Origin of the sequence: Shimia sp., assembly GCF_022448905.1 — a bacterium.
GTDB lineage: Bacteria > Pseudomonadota > Alphaproteobacteria > Rhodobacterales > Rhodobacteraceae > Shimia.
Map to the genome: position 1 here is coordinate 38,000 of NZ_JAKVCW010000014.1, position 16,044 is coordinate 54,043.

17 protein-coding genes are annotated in these 16,044 nt (G+C 57.2%); 8 read left to right on the plus strand and 9 right to left on the minus strand.

The annotated features are described in order from the left end of the window. Nucleotides 1-96: 96 nt before the first annotated feature. On the minus strand, nucleotides 97-687 hold the full coding sequence (locus tag MK208_RS16220; protein WP_294118390.1) for a GcrA family cell cycle regulator: 591 nt from the start codon (nucleotides 685-687) through the stop codon (nucleotides 97-99). A gap of 173 nt (nucleotides 688-860) precedes the next feature. Between MK208_RS16220 and MK208_RS16225 the strand changes: the two genes are divergently transcribed. Next, entirely contained in the window at nucleotides 861-1,670 is an 810-nt protein-coding gene (locus tag MK208_RS16225) for an ABC transporter permease (protein ID WP_294118391.1), read from the plus strand. An 89-nt stretch (nucleotides 1,671-1,759) separates the two neighbouring features. On the opposite strand, the gene MK208_RS16230 is transcribed toward MK208_RS16225, so the two are convergent. Next, nucleotides 1,760-1,903 (minus strand): hypothetical protein, encoded by a 144-nt coding sequence (locus MK208_RS16230; protein WP_294118392.1) that lies wholly within the window; start codon nucleotides 1,901-1,903, stop codon nucleotides 1,760-1,762. 88 nt (nucleotides 1,904-1,991) lie between these two features. Then, nucleotides 1,992-2,990: a type I glyceraldehyde-3-phosphate dehydrogenase gene (gene gap / locus MK208_RS16235; protein WP_294118393.1), complete on the minus strand. Its 999-nt coding sequence runs from the start codon at nucleotides 2,988-2,990 to the stop codon at nucleotides 1,992-1,994. Nucleotides 2,991-3,399: 409 nt separating this feature from the next. Between gap and MK208_RS16240 the strand changes: the two genes are divergently transcribed. After that, entirely contained in the window at nucleotides 3,400-3,858 is a 459-nt protein-coding gene (locus MK208_RS16240) for a (2Fe-2S)-binding protein (protein ID WP_294118394.1), read from the plus strand. Nucleotides 3,859-3,861: 3 nt separating this feature from the next. Further along, nucleotides 3,862-6,102: a molybdopterin cofactor-binding domain-containing protein gene (locus tag MK208_RS16245; RefSeq protein ID WP_294118395.1), complete on the plus strand. Its 2,241-nt coding sequence runs from the start codon at nucleotides 3,862-3,864 to the stop codon at nucleotides 6,100-6,102. A gap of 35 nt (nucleotides 6,103-6,137) precedes the next feature. Here the strand turns inward: MK208_RS16245 and MK208_RS16250 are convergent, their stop codons facing one another. Continuing rightward, nucleotides 6,138-6,902: an enoyl-CoA hydratase-related protein gene (locus tag MK208_RS16250; protein ID WP_294118396.1), complete on the minus strand. Its 765-nt coding sequence runs from the start codon at nucleotides 6,900-6,902 to the stop codon at nucleotides 6,138-6,140. A 185-nt stretch (nucleotides 6,903-7,087) separates the two neighbouring features. Between MK208_RS16250 and MK208_RS16255 the strand changes: the two genes are divergently transcribed. Continuing rightward, nucleotides 7,088-7,471: a response regulator gene (locus tag MK208_RS16255; protein ID WP_294118397.1), complete on the plus strand. Its 384-nt coding sequence runs from the start codon at nucleotides 7,088-7,090 to the stop codon at nucleotides 7,469-7,471. Between the two features lie 6 nt (nucleotides 7,472-7,477). Here MK208_RS16255 and MK208_RS16260 read toward each other — a convergent pair whose 3' ends face one another. The 3 genes from MK208_RS16260 to MK208_RS16270 form a co-directional block, all read right to left on the minus strand. Further along, nucleotides 7,478-7,816: an Hpt domain-containing protein gene (locus MK208_RS16260; RefSeq protein ID WP_294118398.1), complete on the minus strand. Its 339-nt coding sequence runs from the start codon at nucleotides 7,814-7,816 to the stop codon at nucleotides 7,478-7,480. 20 nt (nucleotides 7,817-7,836) lie between these two features. After that, a complete protein-coding gene (locus MK208_RS16265) occupies nucleotides 7,837-9,294 on the minus strand; it encodes a HAMP domain-containing sensor histidine kinase (RefSeq protein WP_294118399.1) in 1,458 nt (485 codons plus the stop codon). A 119-nt stretch (nucleotides 9,295-9,413) separates the two neighbouring features. Beyond that, nucleotides 9,414-9,794, minus strand: a complete 381-nt coding sequence (locus tag MK208_RS16270) for a hypothetical protein (RefSeq protein ID WP_294118400.1) — start codon at nucleotides 9,792-9,794, stop codon at nucleotides 9,414-9,416. Nucleotides 9,795-10,347: 553 nt separating this feature from the next. On the opposite strand from MK208_RS16270, the gene MK208_RS16275 reads away from it, so the two are divergent. Continuing rightward, on the plus strand, nucleotides 10,348-10,935 hold the full coding sequence (locus MK208_RS16275; RefSeq protein ID WP_294118401.1) for an acyl-homoserine-lactone synthase: 588 nt from the start codon (nucleotides 10,348-10,350) through the stop codon (nucleotides 10,933-10,935). Nucleotides 10,936-10,950: 15 nt separating this feature from the next. Here MK208_RS16275 and MK208_RS16280 read toward each other — a convergent pair whose 3' ends face one another. Both MK208_RS16280 and MK208_RS16285 read right to left on the minus strand, forming a co-directional pair. Beyond that, on the minus strand, nucleotides 10,951-12,024 hold the full coding sequence (locus MK208_RS16280) for a response regulator (protein ID WP_294118402.1): 1,074 nt from the start codon (nucleotides 12,022-12,024) through the stop codon (nucleotides 10,951-10,953). A gap of 284 nt (nucleotides 12,025-12,308) precedes the next feature. Next, nucleotides 12,309-13,172 carry a MurR/RpiR family transcriptional regulator gene (locus MK208_RS16285; RefSeq protein WP_294118403.1) on the minus strand — a complete coding sequence of 288 codons (864 nt, stop codon included), beginning with the start codon at nucleotides 13,170-13,172 and terminating at the stop codon, nucleotides 12,309-12,311. A gap of 146 nt (nucleotides 13,173-13,318) precedes the next feature. On the opposite strand from MK208_RS16285, the gene MK208_RS16290 reads away from it, so the two are divergent. The 3 genes from MK208_RS16290 to MK208_RS16300 are packed head-to-tail and all read left to right on the plus strand — an operon-like array spanning nucleotide 13,319 to nucleotide 15,992. Next, on the plus strand, nucleotides 13,319-14,074 hold the full coding sequence (locus tag MK208_RS16290) for an N-formylglutamate amidohydrolase (protein WP_294118404.1): 756 nt from the start codon (nucleotides 13,319-13,321) through the stop codon (nucleotides 14,072-14,074). Continuing rightward, nucleotides 14,074-14,670 (plus strand): TRAP transporter small permease subunit, encoded by a 597-nt coding sequence (locus MK208_RS16295; protein WP_294118405.1) that lies wholly within the window; start codon nucleotides 14,074-14,076, stop codon nucleotides 14,668-14,670. Before MK208_RS16290 ends, MK208_RS16295 begins: the two co-directional genes overlap by 1 nt. Further along, nucleotides 14,670-15,992, plus strand: a complete 1,323-nt coding sequence (locus MK208_RS16300; RefSeq protein WP_294118406.1) for a TRAP transporter large permease subunit — start codon at nucleotides 14,670-14,672, stop codon at nucleotides 15,990-15,992. The genes MK208_RS16295 and MK208_RS16300 overlap by 1 nt, the downstream gene beginning before the upstream one ends. Nucleotides 15,993-16,044: the final 52 nt, after the last annotated feature.

A 16,044-nucleotide genomic window follows, 5' to 3' on the forward strand; every position in this document is an offset into this window, starting at 1 on the left:
GTTCTGACTTGCAGTAGACACAAAGCCATTGACGGGACACAAGCAAAAAGCCCCGCACAGGGCGAGGCTTTTCAAAGTGTCTTAAGGGGCCGCTGCTTAGCGTTTGCGGTCGCGGCGCGCGCTCATAGGTTGGAAGGCCACGCCGACGTGGGCTTCGCAGTAAGGTTTACCGGTTTGCACCGGCAGGCCGCAGAACCAGAAATCTTCGGTGGCCGGGTCACCCACCGGCCATTTGCAGGTGCGTTCGGTCAGTTCCATCAGCGAGAGCTTCTTGGCGGTCTTTTCAACTTCGTTGACCTTGGCCAGAGCTTCCGGGCTGATCTCATTGGCGGACGGCTGCGGTGGCAGCGGTTGACCGGCCGGGATGATCTGCTTGCGCAGCGGCTGCGCTGGACGCGCGGCGACCGCTGGCTCGGTTTTGGGTTCCGGCTTGGGTTCGGCTTTGGGCGCGGCCTTGGGCTTAGGCGCCGCCTTGGCCTTGGGGGCTGCCTTCGGCTTTGCATCGGCCTTAGGCTTGGCATCCGCCTTGGCGCCACCCGTGGCGCGGTTGGACAGGCCCAGACGGTGCACCTTGCCAATCACCGCGTTACGGGTCACCCCGCCCAGCTCTTTGGCAATCTGGCTGGCCGATTGGCCTTCGCCCCACATTTTTTTCAACAGCTCTACGCGCTCGTCGGTCCAGGACATCCGTCACTTCCTCAGCTAAAAAGCGGCCTCCAAAAAGGCCGCCTCTGCATTTCTTGGTCAGGCACCTATTCTAATCACCCCAGCCCGAGTTACAAGGCGAAGAATCACCCATGGGCGCGGCAAAGCGGCGAGTGGGGAGGTAAAACCACAGCGACGTTAGGAAATCGGCAGCAATGGCACAGGATCAGACGACAGAAATGGGCGTGCGCCGCTTTGGCCGGGTGAACTGGCTGGGGCTTGGCACTTTGGCGAAACGTGAGGTTTTGCGGTTTCTGGCGGTGTGGACACAGACGCTTTTGGCGCCTTTGGTCACTGCTGGGTTGTTCCTGCTGATCTTCTCGATAGCCATCGGGCCCAGCCGAGGGGCAGTGATGGGCGTGCCGTTCCTGACCTTCCTGATCCCAGGCATTATGATGATGACGGTGATCCAGAACGCTTTTGCCAACACGTCGTCCTCAATTGTGATCGCAAAAGTGCAGGGTAATATTGTGGATACGCTTATGCCGCCTTTGTCTCCGATGGAAACGGTGCTCGGCTATATGGCCGGGTCTGTGGCACGTGGTTTTTGTGTGGCAATGGCGATCACCATCGCCTTGGCGCTGGTGCTGGGGCAAGGTGTGGCGCATCCGCTCTGGGCGCTGACCTTTGTGCTGCTTGGCGGGGCCATGATGGGTGCAGTCGGGATCGTGGCCGGGATTTTTGCCAATAAATTTGACCAGATGGCGGCGATCACCAACTTCATCGTGACACCTTTGGCCTTTCTGTCCGGCACGTTCTACTCGGTAGAAGCATTGCCGGAGAGCTTGCAGGGCTTCACCCGTGTGAACCCGATCTTCTACCTGATCGACGGCACACGCTACGGCATGATTGGGGTGTCTGATAGTGCGCCAGTGGTGGGCCTGACGGTTGTCACTGCCGTCACCGCTGCTTTGATGGCGGCAGCCTATGCCATGCTCAAAACAGGCTATCGCCTCAAAAGCTGACTTGGCTCAATAGGTGATGCGGGCTTCTTCTTACCAAAAATATCCTGGGGGAGCCCGTCAGGGCGGGGGCTAAGCCCCCACTTCCGAGCTTAGCGCCAGAACGCCAACCATTCGATCAGCTCAAACAGCTTCTTGGCAAGCAGCAGGAACACGGCGCTGTCATTGAACACCACATCGATCCCCAACAGTGCCAGCAGGAACAGAAACAGAAAGATGGCAATTTGGTTGGTCATGACGCACTGCGCCCCCGGATGTGTCGTGGTCGGACCAGATATGCCCGACCCCATCCGAGGGCGCAAGTTGTTGTGATTTGAGAGGCGCTTAGACGCGTCCCATCAGGGCGGCCACATCGGCCATACGCGCGGAGAAGCCCCACTCGTTGTCATACCATGCCAGCACGCGCACCAGACGTTTGCCCAGCACTTTAGTCTGGTCACCAGCAAAGGTGGCGCTCTCCGTGGTGTGGTTGAAGTCCACAGAGACCAGCGGCAGGTCGTTGTACCCCAGCACGCCTTTCATCTCGCCTGCGGCCGCTTCGGCCATGACGGCGTTCACGTCTTCGACGGTGACATCCTTGGAGGCAGTGAAGGTCAGGTCCACAGCCGAAACATTCGGGGTTGGCACGCGGATTGCGGAGCCGTCGAGCTTGCCTTTGAGTTCCGGCAGAACCTCACCCAGCGCTTTGGCGGCGCCTGTGGAAGTCGGGATCATCGACATGGCGGCCGCACGGGCGCGGTACAGGTCTTTGTGACGGCGGTCCAGTGTTGGCTGATCGCCAGTGTAGGCGTGGATCGTGGTCATGATGCCTTCTTCGATGCCAAACGCGTTGTTTAGAACCTTGGCCACCGGTGCGAGACAGTTGGTGGTGCAGGAGCCGTTGGAGATCATGTTGTCGTTGGCTTCGAGCTGGGTGTCGTTCACGCCAAACACGATGGTCTTCTGCACGTTCTTTGCCGGCGCGGAGATCAGTACTTTCTTAGCGCCGCGTTCCAGGTGTTTCTTGGCTTTCTCGCCGTCGTTGAAATTGCCGGTACATTCCAGAACCACATCGACGCCGCTCCAGTCGAGCTCATCCATGTCGTAGGTGGAGTACATGCGCATCGGGCCCATGCCCACATCCATGGTGCCGTTGCCGGCGATCACTTCGTTGCGGAAGCGGCCATGCACAGAGTCATAGCGGATCAGGTGCGCGGCGGTGTCCAGCGGGCCGGTGGCGTTGATTTTCACAACGCGGACGTCTTCGCGTGCTTCTTCGGCGATGTGCATGAGGGTCGAACGGCCAATGCGGCCAAATCCGTTGATGCCGACGGTAACAGTCATGAAGAGCTCCTGTCCTGCTCTGAACGGTGGAAAATATGGTCTTCGCTATAGTGGCGTAGAGACATTTTAGGAAGGTAAAATCCCAATAAAAAACGGGATGTTAGCGTTAAAACTGGGCGGTGTCGCTATCGGTTCCGCTGCCGGTAACGCTAACGGTTGGAGATTGGTTGGCCATGTCGAGCTAAGTTGTGTGCAAGTGCAGAAAGTTGACCTTCAAAAATGTGTGATCTCGAATCATGAAGTGGGCAGTTACGATTAAGGTGGTGAGGCACCTAAAACTGCGCGGGTCGGTATTGGAATTTTGTCACGACATGCAGGTGAAATGGCGCAATCTGCGAGTGGCGGCTGTTTTGGAAGGCCTATTCTATTTGCAACAACGCAACTAGCGCCAAAGAACGGGAGGCAGCTTATGCAACTGATCGTGGACGGGAAATCCCATGAGGTGGATGTCGAAGAGGACATGCCGCTGTTGTGGGTGCTTCGGGATGAACTGGGGATCAAAGGTGTAAAATACGGCTGCGGTGTTGCGGCTTGTGGCGCTTGCACCGTGCACATTGATGGTGTGGCGGTGCGGTCGTGCCAGACACCGGTGGCGGATGTGGATGGGCCTGTGACCACCATTGAGGGCTTGGGGCAGCCCGAGGCGATGCACGCGGTGCAGGAGGCCTGGGTGGAGCATCAGGTGGCACAATGTGGCTATTGCCAGTCTGGTCAGATCATGCAGGCAGCGTCGCTGTTGTCGGAGATCAAGATGCCGTCGGATGCAGAGATTGACGAAGCGATGAGCGGCAACCTGTGCCGTTGCGGGACGTACCCGCGTATTCGCGCCGCCGTGAAAACGGCCGCTGCCAAGATGCAGGAGGCGTAAGGTATGGGCAAGGTTGGAAAAATCGCGCGCCGTACGTTCTTGTTTGGCGCTGTGGCTGTGGCCGGCGGCGTGGCCTTTGGCGTCTACAAAGTGCGCACGCCGTATGAGAATCCACTCAAAGATGGGCTGGCTGATGGGGCGTCCACGTTTAACCCTTGGGTGGTGATTGATGGCGAGAAAATCACCCTGATCACGCCGCATGGCGACAAAGGGCAGGGCGTGGCACATGCCCAGGCCGCGCTGATTGCAGAAGAACTGGACGTGGAGTTTGGTCAGTTCGAGATCGATTTTGGCAAGCCGGACAAAGCCTATTGGAACCGGGCGTTGGCCGGGGACGGTGCGCCGTTTATGGCGACAGACGAGAGTTTCACAGCCGAAGCAACCCGCAGCTTTATGGGCGGCATGATTAAACTGTTGGGCATGCAGATCACTGGCGGCTCAACAGCGATGCCGGACAGCTATGACAAGCTGCGTGAGGCTGGCGCTGTGGCGCGGGAAACTTTGAAGCTGGCGGCGTCCAATGTGAGCGGCGTGCCAGTGGCGCAGCTGAAAACCGCAAATGGGGCTGTGCAGCTGCCAGATGGCTCAGAACTGGCCTATACGGCGCTGGCTGGTGCAGCGGCGAAGGTTGAACCTGTCACCGAGATCACGCTGCGCAAGCCGTCGGAATGGCGTTTGATTGGCAAGCCGATGCAGCGGTTGGATATGGTGGCGAAATCCACCGGCACCTTGAACTATGGCATCGACGTAGACATCGACGGCATGGTGCATGCGGCGGTGATGTGTAACCCGCGTCAGGGCGGGAAACTTGAAGGCTATGATGCCAGTACCGCGGAAAGCATGCGTGGTGTGCAAAAGGTTGTTGAAGTCAGCGGCGGTGTTGCTGTGGTGGCAGACAACACTTGGCGGGCTATTCAAGCGGTGCAGGCGATTGACTTTGACTGGGGCGCCGCGCCGTATCCGGCGGAGCAGGATGGCCATTGGGCGGCCATCGAGGCGTCTTTTACTGAAGAGCAACTCGACAAAGAGTGGCGCAATGAAGGGGATGTGACGGCTGCCATGTCGGGAGGCAAGGCTGTCGAAGCCGCATACCGCGTGCCCTATGTGGCGCATGCGCCGCTGGAGCCGCTGAACGCCACGGTGTTGGTGGAGGACGACAAGGTCACGGTGTGGACCGGGCATCAGATCCCGCGCATGTTGCAGGATCAGGTGGCGAAGGTCACCGGCCACAAGTCAGAGCAGATCGAGCTGGTGAACCACTTCATGGGTGGCAGCTTTGGGCATCGTTTGGAGTTCAAGCATGTGGAACTGGCAGCGGAGATTGCCAATCAGATGCGTGGCACGCCGGTGAAGCTGACCTACAGTCGCGAAGAGGACTTCGCGCATGACTTCCCGCGTCACATCGGCATGGCGCGCGGCAGTGGCGCGGTGCAGGATGGCAAAGTGACAGCGATGGATTTGCAGGTGGCGATGCCGTCTGTGGTTGTGTCGCAGATGGGCCGTGCGGGCCTGAATGTACCGGGCCCTGATATGCAGATCGCGGCGGGGGCGTGGAACAACCCGTACGGGTTGGAGAATTTCCGCATGCGAGCCTATCGCGTGCCCGAATTGGCGCCGGTCTCGAGCTGGCGCTCTGTGGGGGCCTCTGCCGGTGGGTTCTTCTTTGACAGCCTGCTCGATGAGTTGATCCACGAGGCGGGCGCTGATCCGCTGCAAGAGCGCATTCGCCTGATGCAGCATGATGTGAGCCGCAAAGTGCTTGAAGCTGTTGGCGAAATGTCCAACTGGGGCAGTTCGTTGGGACCCAACAAAGGGCGTGGTGTCGCTTTTGTGGAGAGCTTTGGCGTGCCAACGGCGGAGGTGATTGAGGTCACCAATACCGAAGATGGCATCACCATCGACAAGGTTTGGGTTGCCGCGGACGTTGGCACGGTGATTGACCCGGTGAACTTTGAAAACCTTGTGCAAGGCGGCGTGATCTTTGCGCTGGGCCACGCGATGAACAGCGAGATTACCTATTCCGACGGGATGGCGGAGCAAGCCAACTATTGGGATGCAGAAGGGATGCGCCTGAAGCAATGTCCGGAGATCATGGTGCGTGGCTTGGAGAATGGCGATAAGGTGCGCGGTATTGGCGAGCCGCCGGTTCCACCGGCGGCACCAGCCTTGGCCAATGCGATTTTTGCGGCCACAGGGCAACGCATTCGCGAATTGCCGCTCTATCATCACATTGATTTTGCCTGAATGAGAAAGGCCCGCCGAGTTGGCGGGCCTTTTGTTTAGCTGGGTTTGAAATTTGGTGGGCGTTTCTCAAAGAACGCGGCGCGTCCTTCTTTGGCGTTGTCACTGCCCAACAGCAGCGGTTGTAGGTCGCGCTCATAGTCGATCGCACGATCCATGCGGCCACTGTCAAACGCCTTGATGGCGCGCAGAGCCTCTGGCCCCAGAGTTTCGACGTGTTTGGCAAGCTCAAGCGCGGTTTCGAGCGCTTTTCCATCTTCAACCAATTCGTCCACCATACCGATGCTTTCGGCTCGTTCCGCGGTGACAGGTTTGGCATAAAGCATGATTTGCCGTGCGCGGGACTGGCCGACGCGGGCGGGCAGGGAGGCGAGCAGGCCGTAGTCTGGCATCAGGCCGATTTTGGGGAACGCCGCCATGAAACGCGCTGAGCGGCCAGCAATGACTGTGTCGCACAACATTGCGACAGCCAGACCGGCCCCCGCAGCCCAACCTTCGACAGCCGCGATCACCGGGACCGAGCCGCCGGTGATTTGGTTCACCATATGTTTGACATGTTCGAAGTTGATGCGTTTGAGGCGGGCAGGGGCGTCCATTGCGGAAATGTCGCCACCCGAGGAGAAGTTACCCCCTGCGCCAGTGAGAATGACCGCCCGGATGGAGGTGTCAGCTTCGGCTTGTTCAAGCGCTTCGGAAATCGCTTCGCGGGTTGCGACGCCAATGGGGTTCAGGCGGACAGGATCGTTGAGTGTCAGCACCAAGGCATTGTCGATGCGTTCTGACAAAAGGGGTTGGTCGGGCATGGGGGCTCCTTGGCGTGGCTTTGCGCTCAACCTTAGAAGCTCACGCGCTGTGCTCAAGTGGGCGGCAGCATGCGACACGTGACGTCACAGGCCAATCACGTTGATTGGGGCAGATACACCGAGGGCTTCCCTTCAGGGTGTTGGGACGCTACGGTTGGGTCGTAAGGGTTTGGGGAATAAAGAAAATGACAGAGATCCGAAAAATCCTGCATGTTGAGGATGATGCAGATATTCGCGAGATCACCTATTTGGCGCTGGCTGAATTTGGCGGCTTTGAGGTGATGCAATGCGCCAATGGCATGGATGCGATCAAGAAGGCGGCTAAATTTGCGCCGGACCTGTTGTTGCTTGATGTGATGATGCCGGGGTTAAGCGGATTGGAGACGTTGACCAAGCTGCGCCGTCAGGATGACTTGGCCGATGTGCCAGTGATTTTTATGACGTCCAAAGACGTCACCTCCAAACACCATTCTGACATTCGGGAAAACGCTGTGGGGGCGATCCAGAAACCGTTTGATCCGGTGGCGTTACCGGATCAACTGCGGGCCATTGTGGCCAATGCGGAGTAAGCGCGCTTAGGCGGTTTCGATCACACAGCCGAGCTCCTCGGTGAGCAGGTCTGTGGCGACAAGGATGTCCTCCATCTCTGCATCACAGGGCTCTTGAGCCTGGCTGCGTTCCAGTAGGGCTTCGGCTTTTTCCGCCAGTTGGCCCAAGCGGTGCAGGCCGTAGGTGGCACAGATGCCGGCCAGTTTGTGCGCGGCCAGATGTAACCCTTCCAGTGCAGGGCGATCGGCGCCGAGCTCCAGAAGTGTTGCGGTATACTCTTCGATCTCCGCCTCACGTTGCGGCAAGCCGGACATGAAGTGGCGGCGGAGGCGGTCAAACTTGTCCTGATGATCGTCTGGAAACATGGGGGAGCTCCTTCTGGGGCTTACATTTGCGGCAGTTCGATGCTGATGTTGTCTTCGGTGTCACAGAGCGGGAACACCGCGAAGAAGCGGGTGCCTTCGCCCAAAGTGCTGTCAAAGTCGATGGAGGCACCGTGGTCCTCGATGATCTGGCGTGCGATAGAGAGGCCAAGGCCAGAACCGTCAAAATTGCGGCAGTCGGAGTTGTCGACCTGGGTGAATTTGCCAAAGATCTGGTTGCGCTCACCTTCGGGGATACCAACGCCGTAATCGCGAACTTCGAGCATGGCACAGCCATCCACGAGGCGGGCGCTGAGTTCGACGTAGCCGCCTTCATGGGAGAATTTCACCGCGTTGGACAGCAGGTTGTCGAGCACCTGCATCATGCGTTCGTGATCAGCGCGGATGGTCAAAGGGAAGGGCGGGGGCGCGGTACGCACCACAATTTCATATTGATCCGCATAAGGCGTGATGGATTGAGCAGCGTCGTTGAGCAATTCGCCAAGATCCACTGGCGCAAAGTGGTAGACCATCTTGCGCGCTTCCATTTTCTGAATGTCGAGCAGGTCGTTTATCAGTTTGCTCAGGCGTTTGCTGTTTTTATGGGCAATGTCGAGCATCCGGTCTGCTTTTTCCGGATCCTTGGACAGGTTGGTTTCCCGCATCAGAGTGAGCGAGCCGGTGATGGAGGTCAGCGGGGTGCGCAGTTCATGGCTAACAACTGAGACAAACTGAGATTTGATCTCATAGCTTTCGCGGGCCTTGTCACGCTCCGAGCGCAATTCGTCCATCTGGTCCAGAGTGCGCTGATACATGCGCAGGAAGATGGTGGAGCATTCCAACACGAAATAGAGCACAAACAGCGAGGTGGCGAAGTGCAGCCAGAGCTTGGACGTGAAGTGCGCGCCTTGCGTGAGGATGTCGGAGGCCGGAATAAAGATGAACAATGCGCCATAGATGATCAGGCGTAGGGCGAGAACTTGTTTAAGTTGATGATTGTTCACTGCCGCAAAGAGGCCGGCAGCAAATAGGAAAAACAGCGAGGTGAAATGCTCGCCTGGTCCTTCCAATCGGGCCAGTAATAGCGTGAAAGTTGCAATTGAAACGGCGGATATGGCGTTTGAGGCAAAGAGCAGCTTCAATAGCTTGTGGCTGTGGCGCAACGAGTGGTCGGTGCGATGGATCACCTTGTGGCAAACAATGCTGTCAAAAATGTCGCCAATCTGAATCAGCAGGTAGCACATCGCGGCCAGTGGCCAGGAAAAGTAGAAGCCGCAGAGAAAGCCTGCCCCGGCATAGATGCCCTGACGCTGCCAGAACAGCGCGACGCCGCCACTGGCAAAGTCGTGCATTTGTTTCTTGAGACGGCGGGAGTGCTCGACCGGCGGTTTGCGGCGAGGGAACATCCCCCGAAGACGACGGGCGATACGACGCAGTATCGGCGTGTCTAACCGGGAGCGGTTCGAGTGTTCAATGTGCATTCTGCGACATCCGGTAGTGATCGGTTGGTCGCCAAGTGGCAGCTTGGCGCGGTTGCCATCAAAAAAGCAGCAGAATGTGGCTCAAAGATGGTCCGCGTTCGGCCAGAAAAGGGATTTTCTTAGCTAGGACGGGCGTTTGTGTCAGGCTGAAACACGCGGCCATCATGCTCTAGCTTGCCAACCGCTTCGGTACGGACAAAGTCGAGCAGCTCGAACGTCGTGTCGATGTGGCCACGATTGTGCGGCACGTAGCCGGACTGATCAAAGGTGCCGGTTGCCTCGATCACATCACCCGGCGCGACGGTGTCGCGAAAGCGTGCAATCAGGTCTTGGTCGGTTACTGTGAAGCAGACGCGTTTGGGGTAGCGAAAACCCGGTGCTTCGGCCTCTGTTGCAGCGGTGGCGGAAATGTCAACCAACAGCTTTGGTTCCGGATCGGACAAAAGCAAGGTATGGGCGATTTCACCTTTAACGTGAAAGTTGAGGAAGTATGGCTGCATCTCTTTCCCTGTGATCCTCTTAACGTGGCGCGTGACTGTTCTCTGCAGCTTTGGCGGCACAAGGTGGCATTTTGGTGTTTGAGGCTGGGAATTTTCACGAAGCCATTCGTTAACGACTCCCGCCGTTAATAAAGGTTTCGCCTTAATTGGTTGATAGAGAGTAAATTTTTTGCATAACATTCATATAAAAATATGAAAACTGTGTTCTAGGAGCAGAAACAATCGACAAAATTTTAAAGTTGAACATTTTGTGTAGTGTTTGGCTAAAAATTGTGTCTCAATCGATTTGAAGGTGAATTTGGACCCAAGAGCTGTTGCGCGGCTAGGTTGTGTCGGGGAGAGGCGCTGGGGGTCCGAGTAAGGGTTTTCCGGTTGATGTGTGAACGGTTTGTGGGAGCCTGCTGAAGGGGCAGGTGGCCGTGATCTCCTGTGTGTTTTGTGTGTGGTGACGAGTGTTTTGTTGTGTATCCGGCGCGCGCCAGAATGGCCGTGTCACTGTGTGAGTGAGTTCATTTGGTACCTGGGGCAATGAGTATCCGGAGAAATTGGGGAAATGCTGACGACTACCCTGTCATTCGAGAACATGCACAAGCATGGCGAATTGATGGTCAATCTGCTGAGGGCGCGAAAGCAGTCCTTTATTGTGCAGAACAACTGGGACCTGCCCGAGGTGGCAGGCATGGAGTACGACCAATACGACACGCCAGCGTCAAGCTGGATTGCGGTACATGAAGGCGACCGTGTGCTGGCCGGGGTTCGGCTGACGCCGACAACCGCACGCTGCGGCATGTATTCATATATGATTCGAGATGCCCAGAAAGGCATGCTGGAGTCCATTCCAACCAACCTGCTTTATGACGAGGCGCCGATCGATCCGTACATTCTGGATGCAAGCCGTGTGTTTGTGGCCCGCGATGTGCCCGCGGAGGATCGCACCGAAGTGCAGACGCAGTTGATGGAAAAGCTGATCGAGACGGCAAGAGAGATGGGGGCCAAACAAGTGCTTGGTCTGGTGCCCGCGATTTGGCCGCGCTGGATACGCCGTTTGGGTTTGATTGCAGAGCCTGCTGGGCCGGTGATGTTGGTGGACGGTGCGCCGGTTCAGGTGGCCCGTATGAACCTATCCCATACGCACCACTGACAAACCTGGTCGCGGTTAGCCAAACGCCGTCGCGATTTTTGGAGACTGGCCGTCATCATTTAAGGCGTCGTGCAGCAAGGATTCGTAAGCGCGGCGCTCCATTTCCGTTTGAAAGCCACTTGCCGGATGCAGGCGCACGGTTTTGCGCAGGTCCGCTGCAGGCGTGCCCGGAAGGCGTTCCCTTACGCTTTCTGCGGCCTTTTGCAGTGCGTCCAACGCGCCGCCGCGGGTCAGGGTGCGCAGTTTGATGGCCTCGCCAAAACACACATCGTTTTGTAGCCCGTCGATTTGCGTCGATGGCACGTATTCCAGGCGGCTGTTGAGTTCTGCTTCCAGACGCGCGCTGGAGTATCTGGCGCTGCGGGGCAGGGTGCCGACGAACACACCGTCCCCCTTGTAGGTCACTTGGGCGTCATTGTTGGCCAGGACAGACAACAGCTCGCTGCCGATGTCTGTCAGGAGTTGGCGAAACGCCATTGCGGACAAGGAGGTATAGGCGCTTTCCACGGTGTTGATTTTCACAGCAAAAGCCTGTGTGCGCATGCGTTGGCGGCGCGGCATGTCCAGCACGTGTCGCTCAAACGCCATGCAGCCGACAAGCTGCGTCACGCCGGTGATTTCAATCGGTTCACTCAGGCTGTGGGCGGTGTTGAATATCAAGTCTTTCTTCAGGGCGGCCATCTCCGAGACACTGGCCGTGAGTTCCTGCTGCTCAGAAACTTGGCGCTCGGCGATGGTGATCCGTGTGAAGAGTTCCAGGAAGTCGAACGGTTTCGTGACGTAGTCCGTGGCGCCCGCTTCAAAAGCGGCATCGATGTATTTCTTTTGCGACATTGCCGTCAGCATCAGAATAGGTGTGCGCGTGTAGGCTTTGATTTTGCGGATCTTTTTGGCCAGCGTGATGCCGTCCATGATTGGCATTTGAACGTCCAGCAGAAAGCAGTCAAACGGCACTTTGGCTTTCGCAATGGCACGAATGGCCTCTGGTCCGGAGGTCACGGTGACAATGCTATGATTGGTTTTGGCAGCGACAGCCTCTGACAGCAGTTCGCAGATGTGTTCGTCGTCATCAACGGCCAAAATTTTCATAGTCCCAGCCCTTTCTGGCGCTGTGCCTGTGCTTTGTACCTTCCTAACTGTATCACTCACTACCGCCGACGTTCTCATCGGTTCTGTGGGAGTGAGTATGTTGGGGGAATGCGGTCAGAAAGGGGCGGGAATGGCGCCCTAGGGGGAAAAATTAAGAATTTGTTAACCCAGTTTTTTATGGGGGAAATGGATCAGGGTATTGGAAATGCGGCAGGATTTCGGCGCAGGTGCGTCGTAGTCAACTTAGGGGGGAGGAGTTTTTTTGTGCCTCGCGCAGGCTTCGGCTAAACAAACTTCCGGAAGATTTTTGTCTGGTCAAACATATCTTCCAGCGCGTGCATCCGGGTTTCCGTCTGATCCCAGCGGGCTTCTTGTACGGCGGCGATCAAGGTTTCTGACAGCAGCATCATCGACACGGTTGAGTCCCAGGCTGACGGGGCTTCGATGCGACATTTCAGGGACACATCGGCGTATTGGCTGATCGGGCTTTGCCATTGATCGGTGATCAGGGCGATTTTTGCGCCGCGCTCTTTGGCGATTTCGGCCAACCGCAAGGTGGAGTTCTCGTAGCGTCGGATGTCGTAGATCAGCACCACGTCGCCTTCGGCTATGTCGAGTAAGTCATGTGGCCAAGCGTTGGAGGTGGAGCGAATATGGCGTACGCGGGCGCGGATGACCTGCATGTGCAGATGCAGATACTCGCTCAACGCATGGGTGATGCGGCCGCCAGTGATATAGAGCGCCCGCTTTTCGTCCGCGAGCAGCGCGGTGAGCGCGTCAAATTGCGCAGGGTCAATGTTGGCCAGTGTCTGGCGAATGTTGCTCATGACCGCATCGGTAAAGCGGTTGAGGATATGCGCTTCCGGGGCGCTTTGGGCCCAGCTTTCATGTTTCGCGATGGGATTAGAGAAGCGGGCTTCCACTTCCTGGCGCAGCGCGTCCTGAAACTCTGGGAAGCCGGAGTAGCCGAGCTTTTGCACCATACGGGCCACAGTGGGCGTGGAGACCGACGCCTTCTCTGCGAGGCGCGTGATCGAGCCCATGCCCGACATCGGGTAGTTCTCCAAGATCACACCGGCGAGCTGGCGCTCGGCGCGGGTCAAACTGTCATAAATCTTGTTTATCGTTTCCTGAGCGGTGTCGGCCACGGGATGTCCACTTACTAACTGCTACAAATGTAAGCATAGTTTCAAAGCATCGGTCTGAGAAGAAAAATTTTCAGAATAATTATTGACAGGATGGGTGACTCTGAAGAAGTTTGTTCACAAATGCGAATTGGCACGACAGGACCAACATGACTCTAGACGATTCAGAGGCAGTGATGATCGAGGGCGCGGTGGCGCCCTGCGATATTCTGTTTGTGTGCGAACATGCCTCCTGCCATTTCCCCGACGCTTTTGGGGACCTTGGCCTTGATGAGGCGGTGCGCCGCAGCCATGTGGCCTGGGATCCCGGTGCGCTGACGCTGACCCGCGAGTTGGCCAAGCGGTTTTACTGTACGCTGGTTGCGGGGGGCGTGTCGCGGTTGCTGTATGACTGCAATCGCCCGCCCGAAGCCAAGGATGCGGTGCCAACCAAAAGCGAGATTTTTGAGATTCCCGGCAATTCGGATCTGTCCGATGCAGAGCGTCGGGCGCGGGTGACCCAGATCTACCAACCCTTCAAAGAGGCGGTGGAGCAGGTGATCGAGGTGGTGCATCCGAAAGCAATCGTCACGGTCCATAGCTTCACGCCGGTGTATCACGGCAAGCAGCGTGCGGTGGAGATTGGCATACTGCACGATCGAGACACGCGGTTGGCCGACAGCATGATGAACTCCATGGCGGACGGCCCGTTTGTCACGCTGCGCAATGACCCCTATGGGCCAGAGCATGGCGTCACACATTCGCTCAAGGCCTACGCGCTGCCCAACAAGCTGCCCAATGTGATGCTTGAGGTGCGCAATGACCTGTTGGCTGAGGACGCCAAGGCGGCGGAGATCACAGACGCGCTGGAGGCCGCCATTGCCCAAGGCATGGCAGAGTTGCGCGATGCGGGGGAGATCACCTGATGCCCAAGCTTATTCGCTATTACATCCACGGCGTGGACTGGTTTAACCGCAAGGTTGGCCGGTTTGTCATGTATGGCATCTTTGTCATGATGGCGATCCTTCTGTGGTCGTCGTTCTCCAAGACCTTCATGACACCGTCGATGTGGACGCTGGAAATGGCGCAATTTGCGATGGTGGCCTACTACATCCTTGGCGGGCCTTACGCGGTGCAAATGGGCTCCAACGTGCGGATGGACCTGTTCTATGGCGAATGGACGTTTCGCCAGCGAGCCATCGTCGACGCGATGACCGTGTTCTTCCTAGGGTTCTATCTGGTGATCCTGATCCACGGGGCGGTTGGCTCCAGCGCCTATTCACTGGGGCACTTTGGGGTTGAGCCATACACCTTCTACAAGGACCTGGTTGTGGCCTACATCACCGGTGGCAAAGAGGCTGCCAGTGAAATCATCGGATACATCGAGCGCAGCCCGACGGCCTGGCGCCCGGTTCTCTGGCCAATCAAGCTGATCATGCTTTTTGGCTTTATTCTTATGCTCTTGCAGGCGATTTCTGAGCTCATGAAAGACATCGCGCGCATTCGTGGGGTGGACTACTAATGTCTTACGAAATGATCGCCATTCTGATGTTCTCGACTATGATGCTGATGCTCATGACCGGGCAACGTGTCTTTGGCGCAATTGGCTTTGTTGGCGTGCTGGCAGCGGTGTTGCTGTGGGGCACTGGTGGTTCTGACATCGGCTTCTCCGCCGCGATGAAACTGATGAAATGGTATCCGCTGCTGACGCTGCCGATGTTCATTTTCATGGGCTACGTGCTCAGCGAGTCAAAGATTGCCGACGACCTCTACAAGATGTTCCATGTCTGGATGGGACCAGTGAGAGGCGGGCTCGCTATTGGTACTATTCTGTTGATGGTTCTAGTTTCCGCAATGAACGGTCTGAGTGTGGCAGGTATGGCGATTGGTGCCACCATTGCGCTGCCGGAACTGCTGAAGCGGGGCTATGACAAACGCATGGTCACTGGGGTTATTCAGGCTGGATCAAGCTTGGGTATTTTGGTGCCGCCCTCTGTGGTGCTGGTGCTCTATGCGATGATCGCGCGCCAGCCGGTTGGGCAGCTGTGGCTTGCAGGGGTGTTTCCGGGCCTGATGATGGCCGCGATGTTCATTCTCTATGTGGTGATCCGCTGCCGCATTCAGCCGGAGCTTGGACCCGCGCTGCCGGAAGCCGAGCGTAACATCAGCCGCGCGGAAAAGATGAAACTCCTGCGCGCCGGCCTGCTGCCAATTGTGATCTTCGCCACCATGATGATCCCCTTTGTGAACGGCTGGACCTCATTGGTGGAAAGCTCGGCAATTGGCGCGATCACTGCCTTTGTCGCGGCAGTCTTGAAGGGCCGCATGACCCGCGAGGTGTTTGAGAACTCCGTGCGCAGCACGCTGGGTATTTCCTGCATGTTCATGTGGATCATTCTGGCAGCGCTCGGGTTTGGCGCGGTGTTTGACGGGTTGGGTGCGGTGAAAGCCATCGACAACCTGTTCACCGAGCAGCTGGGGCTGGAGCCATGGATGATCCTGATCCTGATGCAGTTGAGCTTCATCATCATGGGCACCTTTCTGGATGACACCGCGATGCTGGTGATTGTGGCGCCGCTCTATGTGCCGCTGGTGAAGGTGCTGGGCTTTGATCTGATCTGGTATGGCGTGCTGTACACCATCACCACGCAGATCGCCTATATGACGCCGCCTTTCGGCTACAACCTGTTTCTCATGCGGGCCATGGCGCCCAAAGAAGTCACCCTACGCGACATTTATCGCAGCATCGTGCCCTTTGTGGCGGTGATGGTCCTGGCCTTGGCCTTGGTCATGATCTTCCCACAGATCGCGCTGTGGCTGCCGAACTATGTTTACGGAAAATAACAACAGAAAAGAGCGCCGCAAACGGGGCCGAAACGCAACAAGGAGAGTAAGA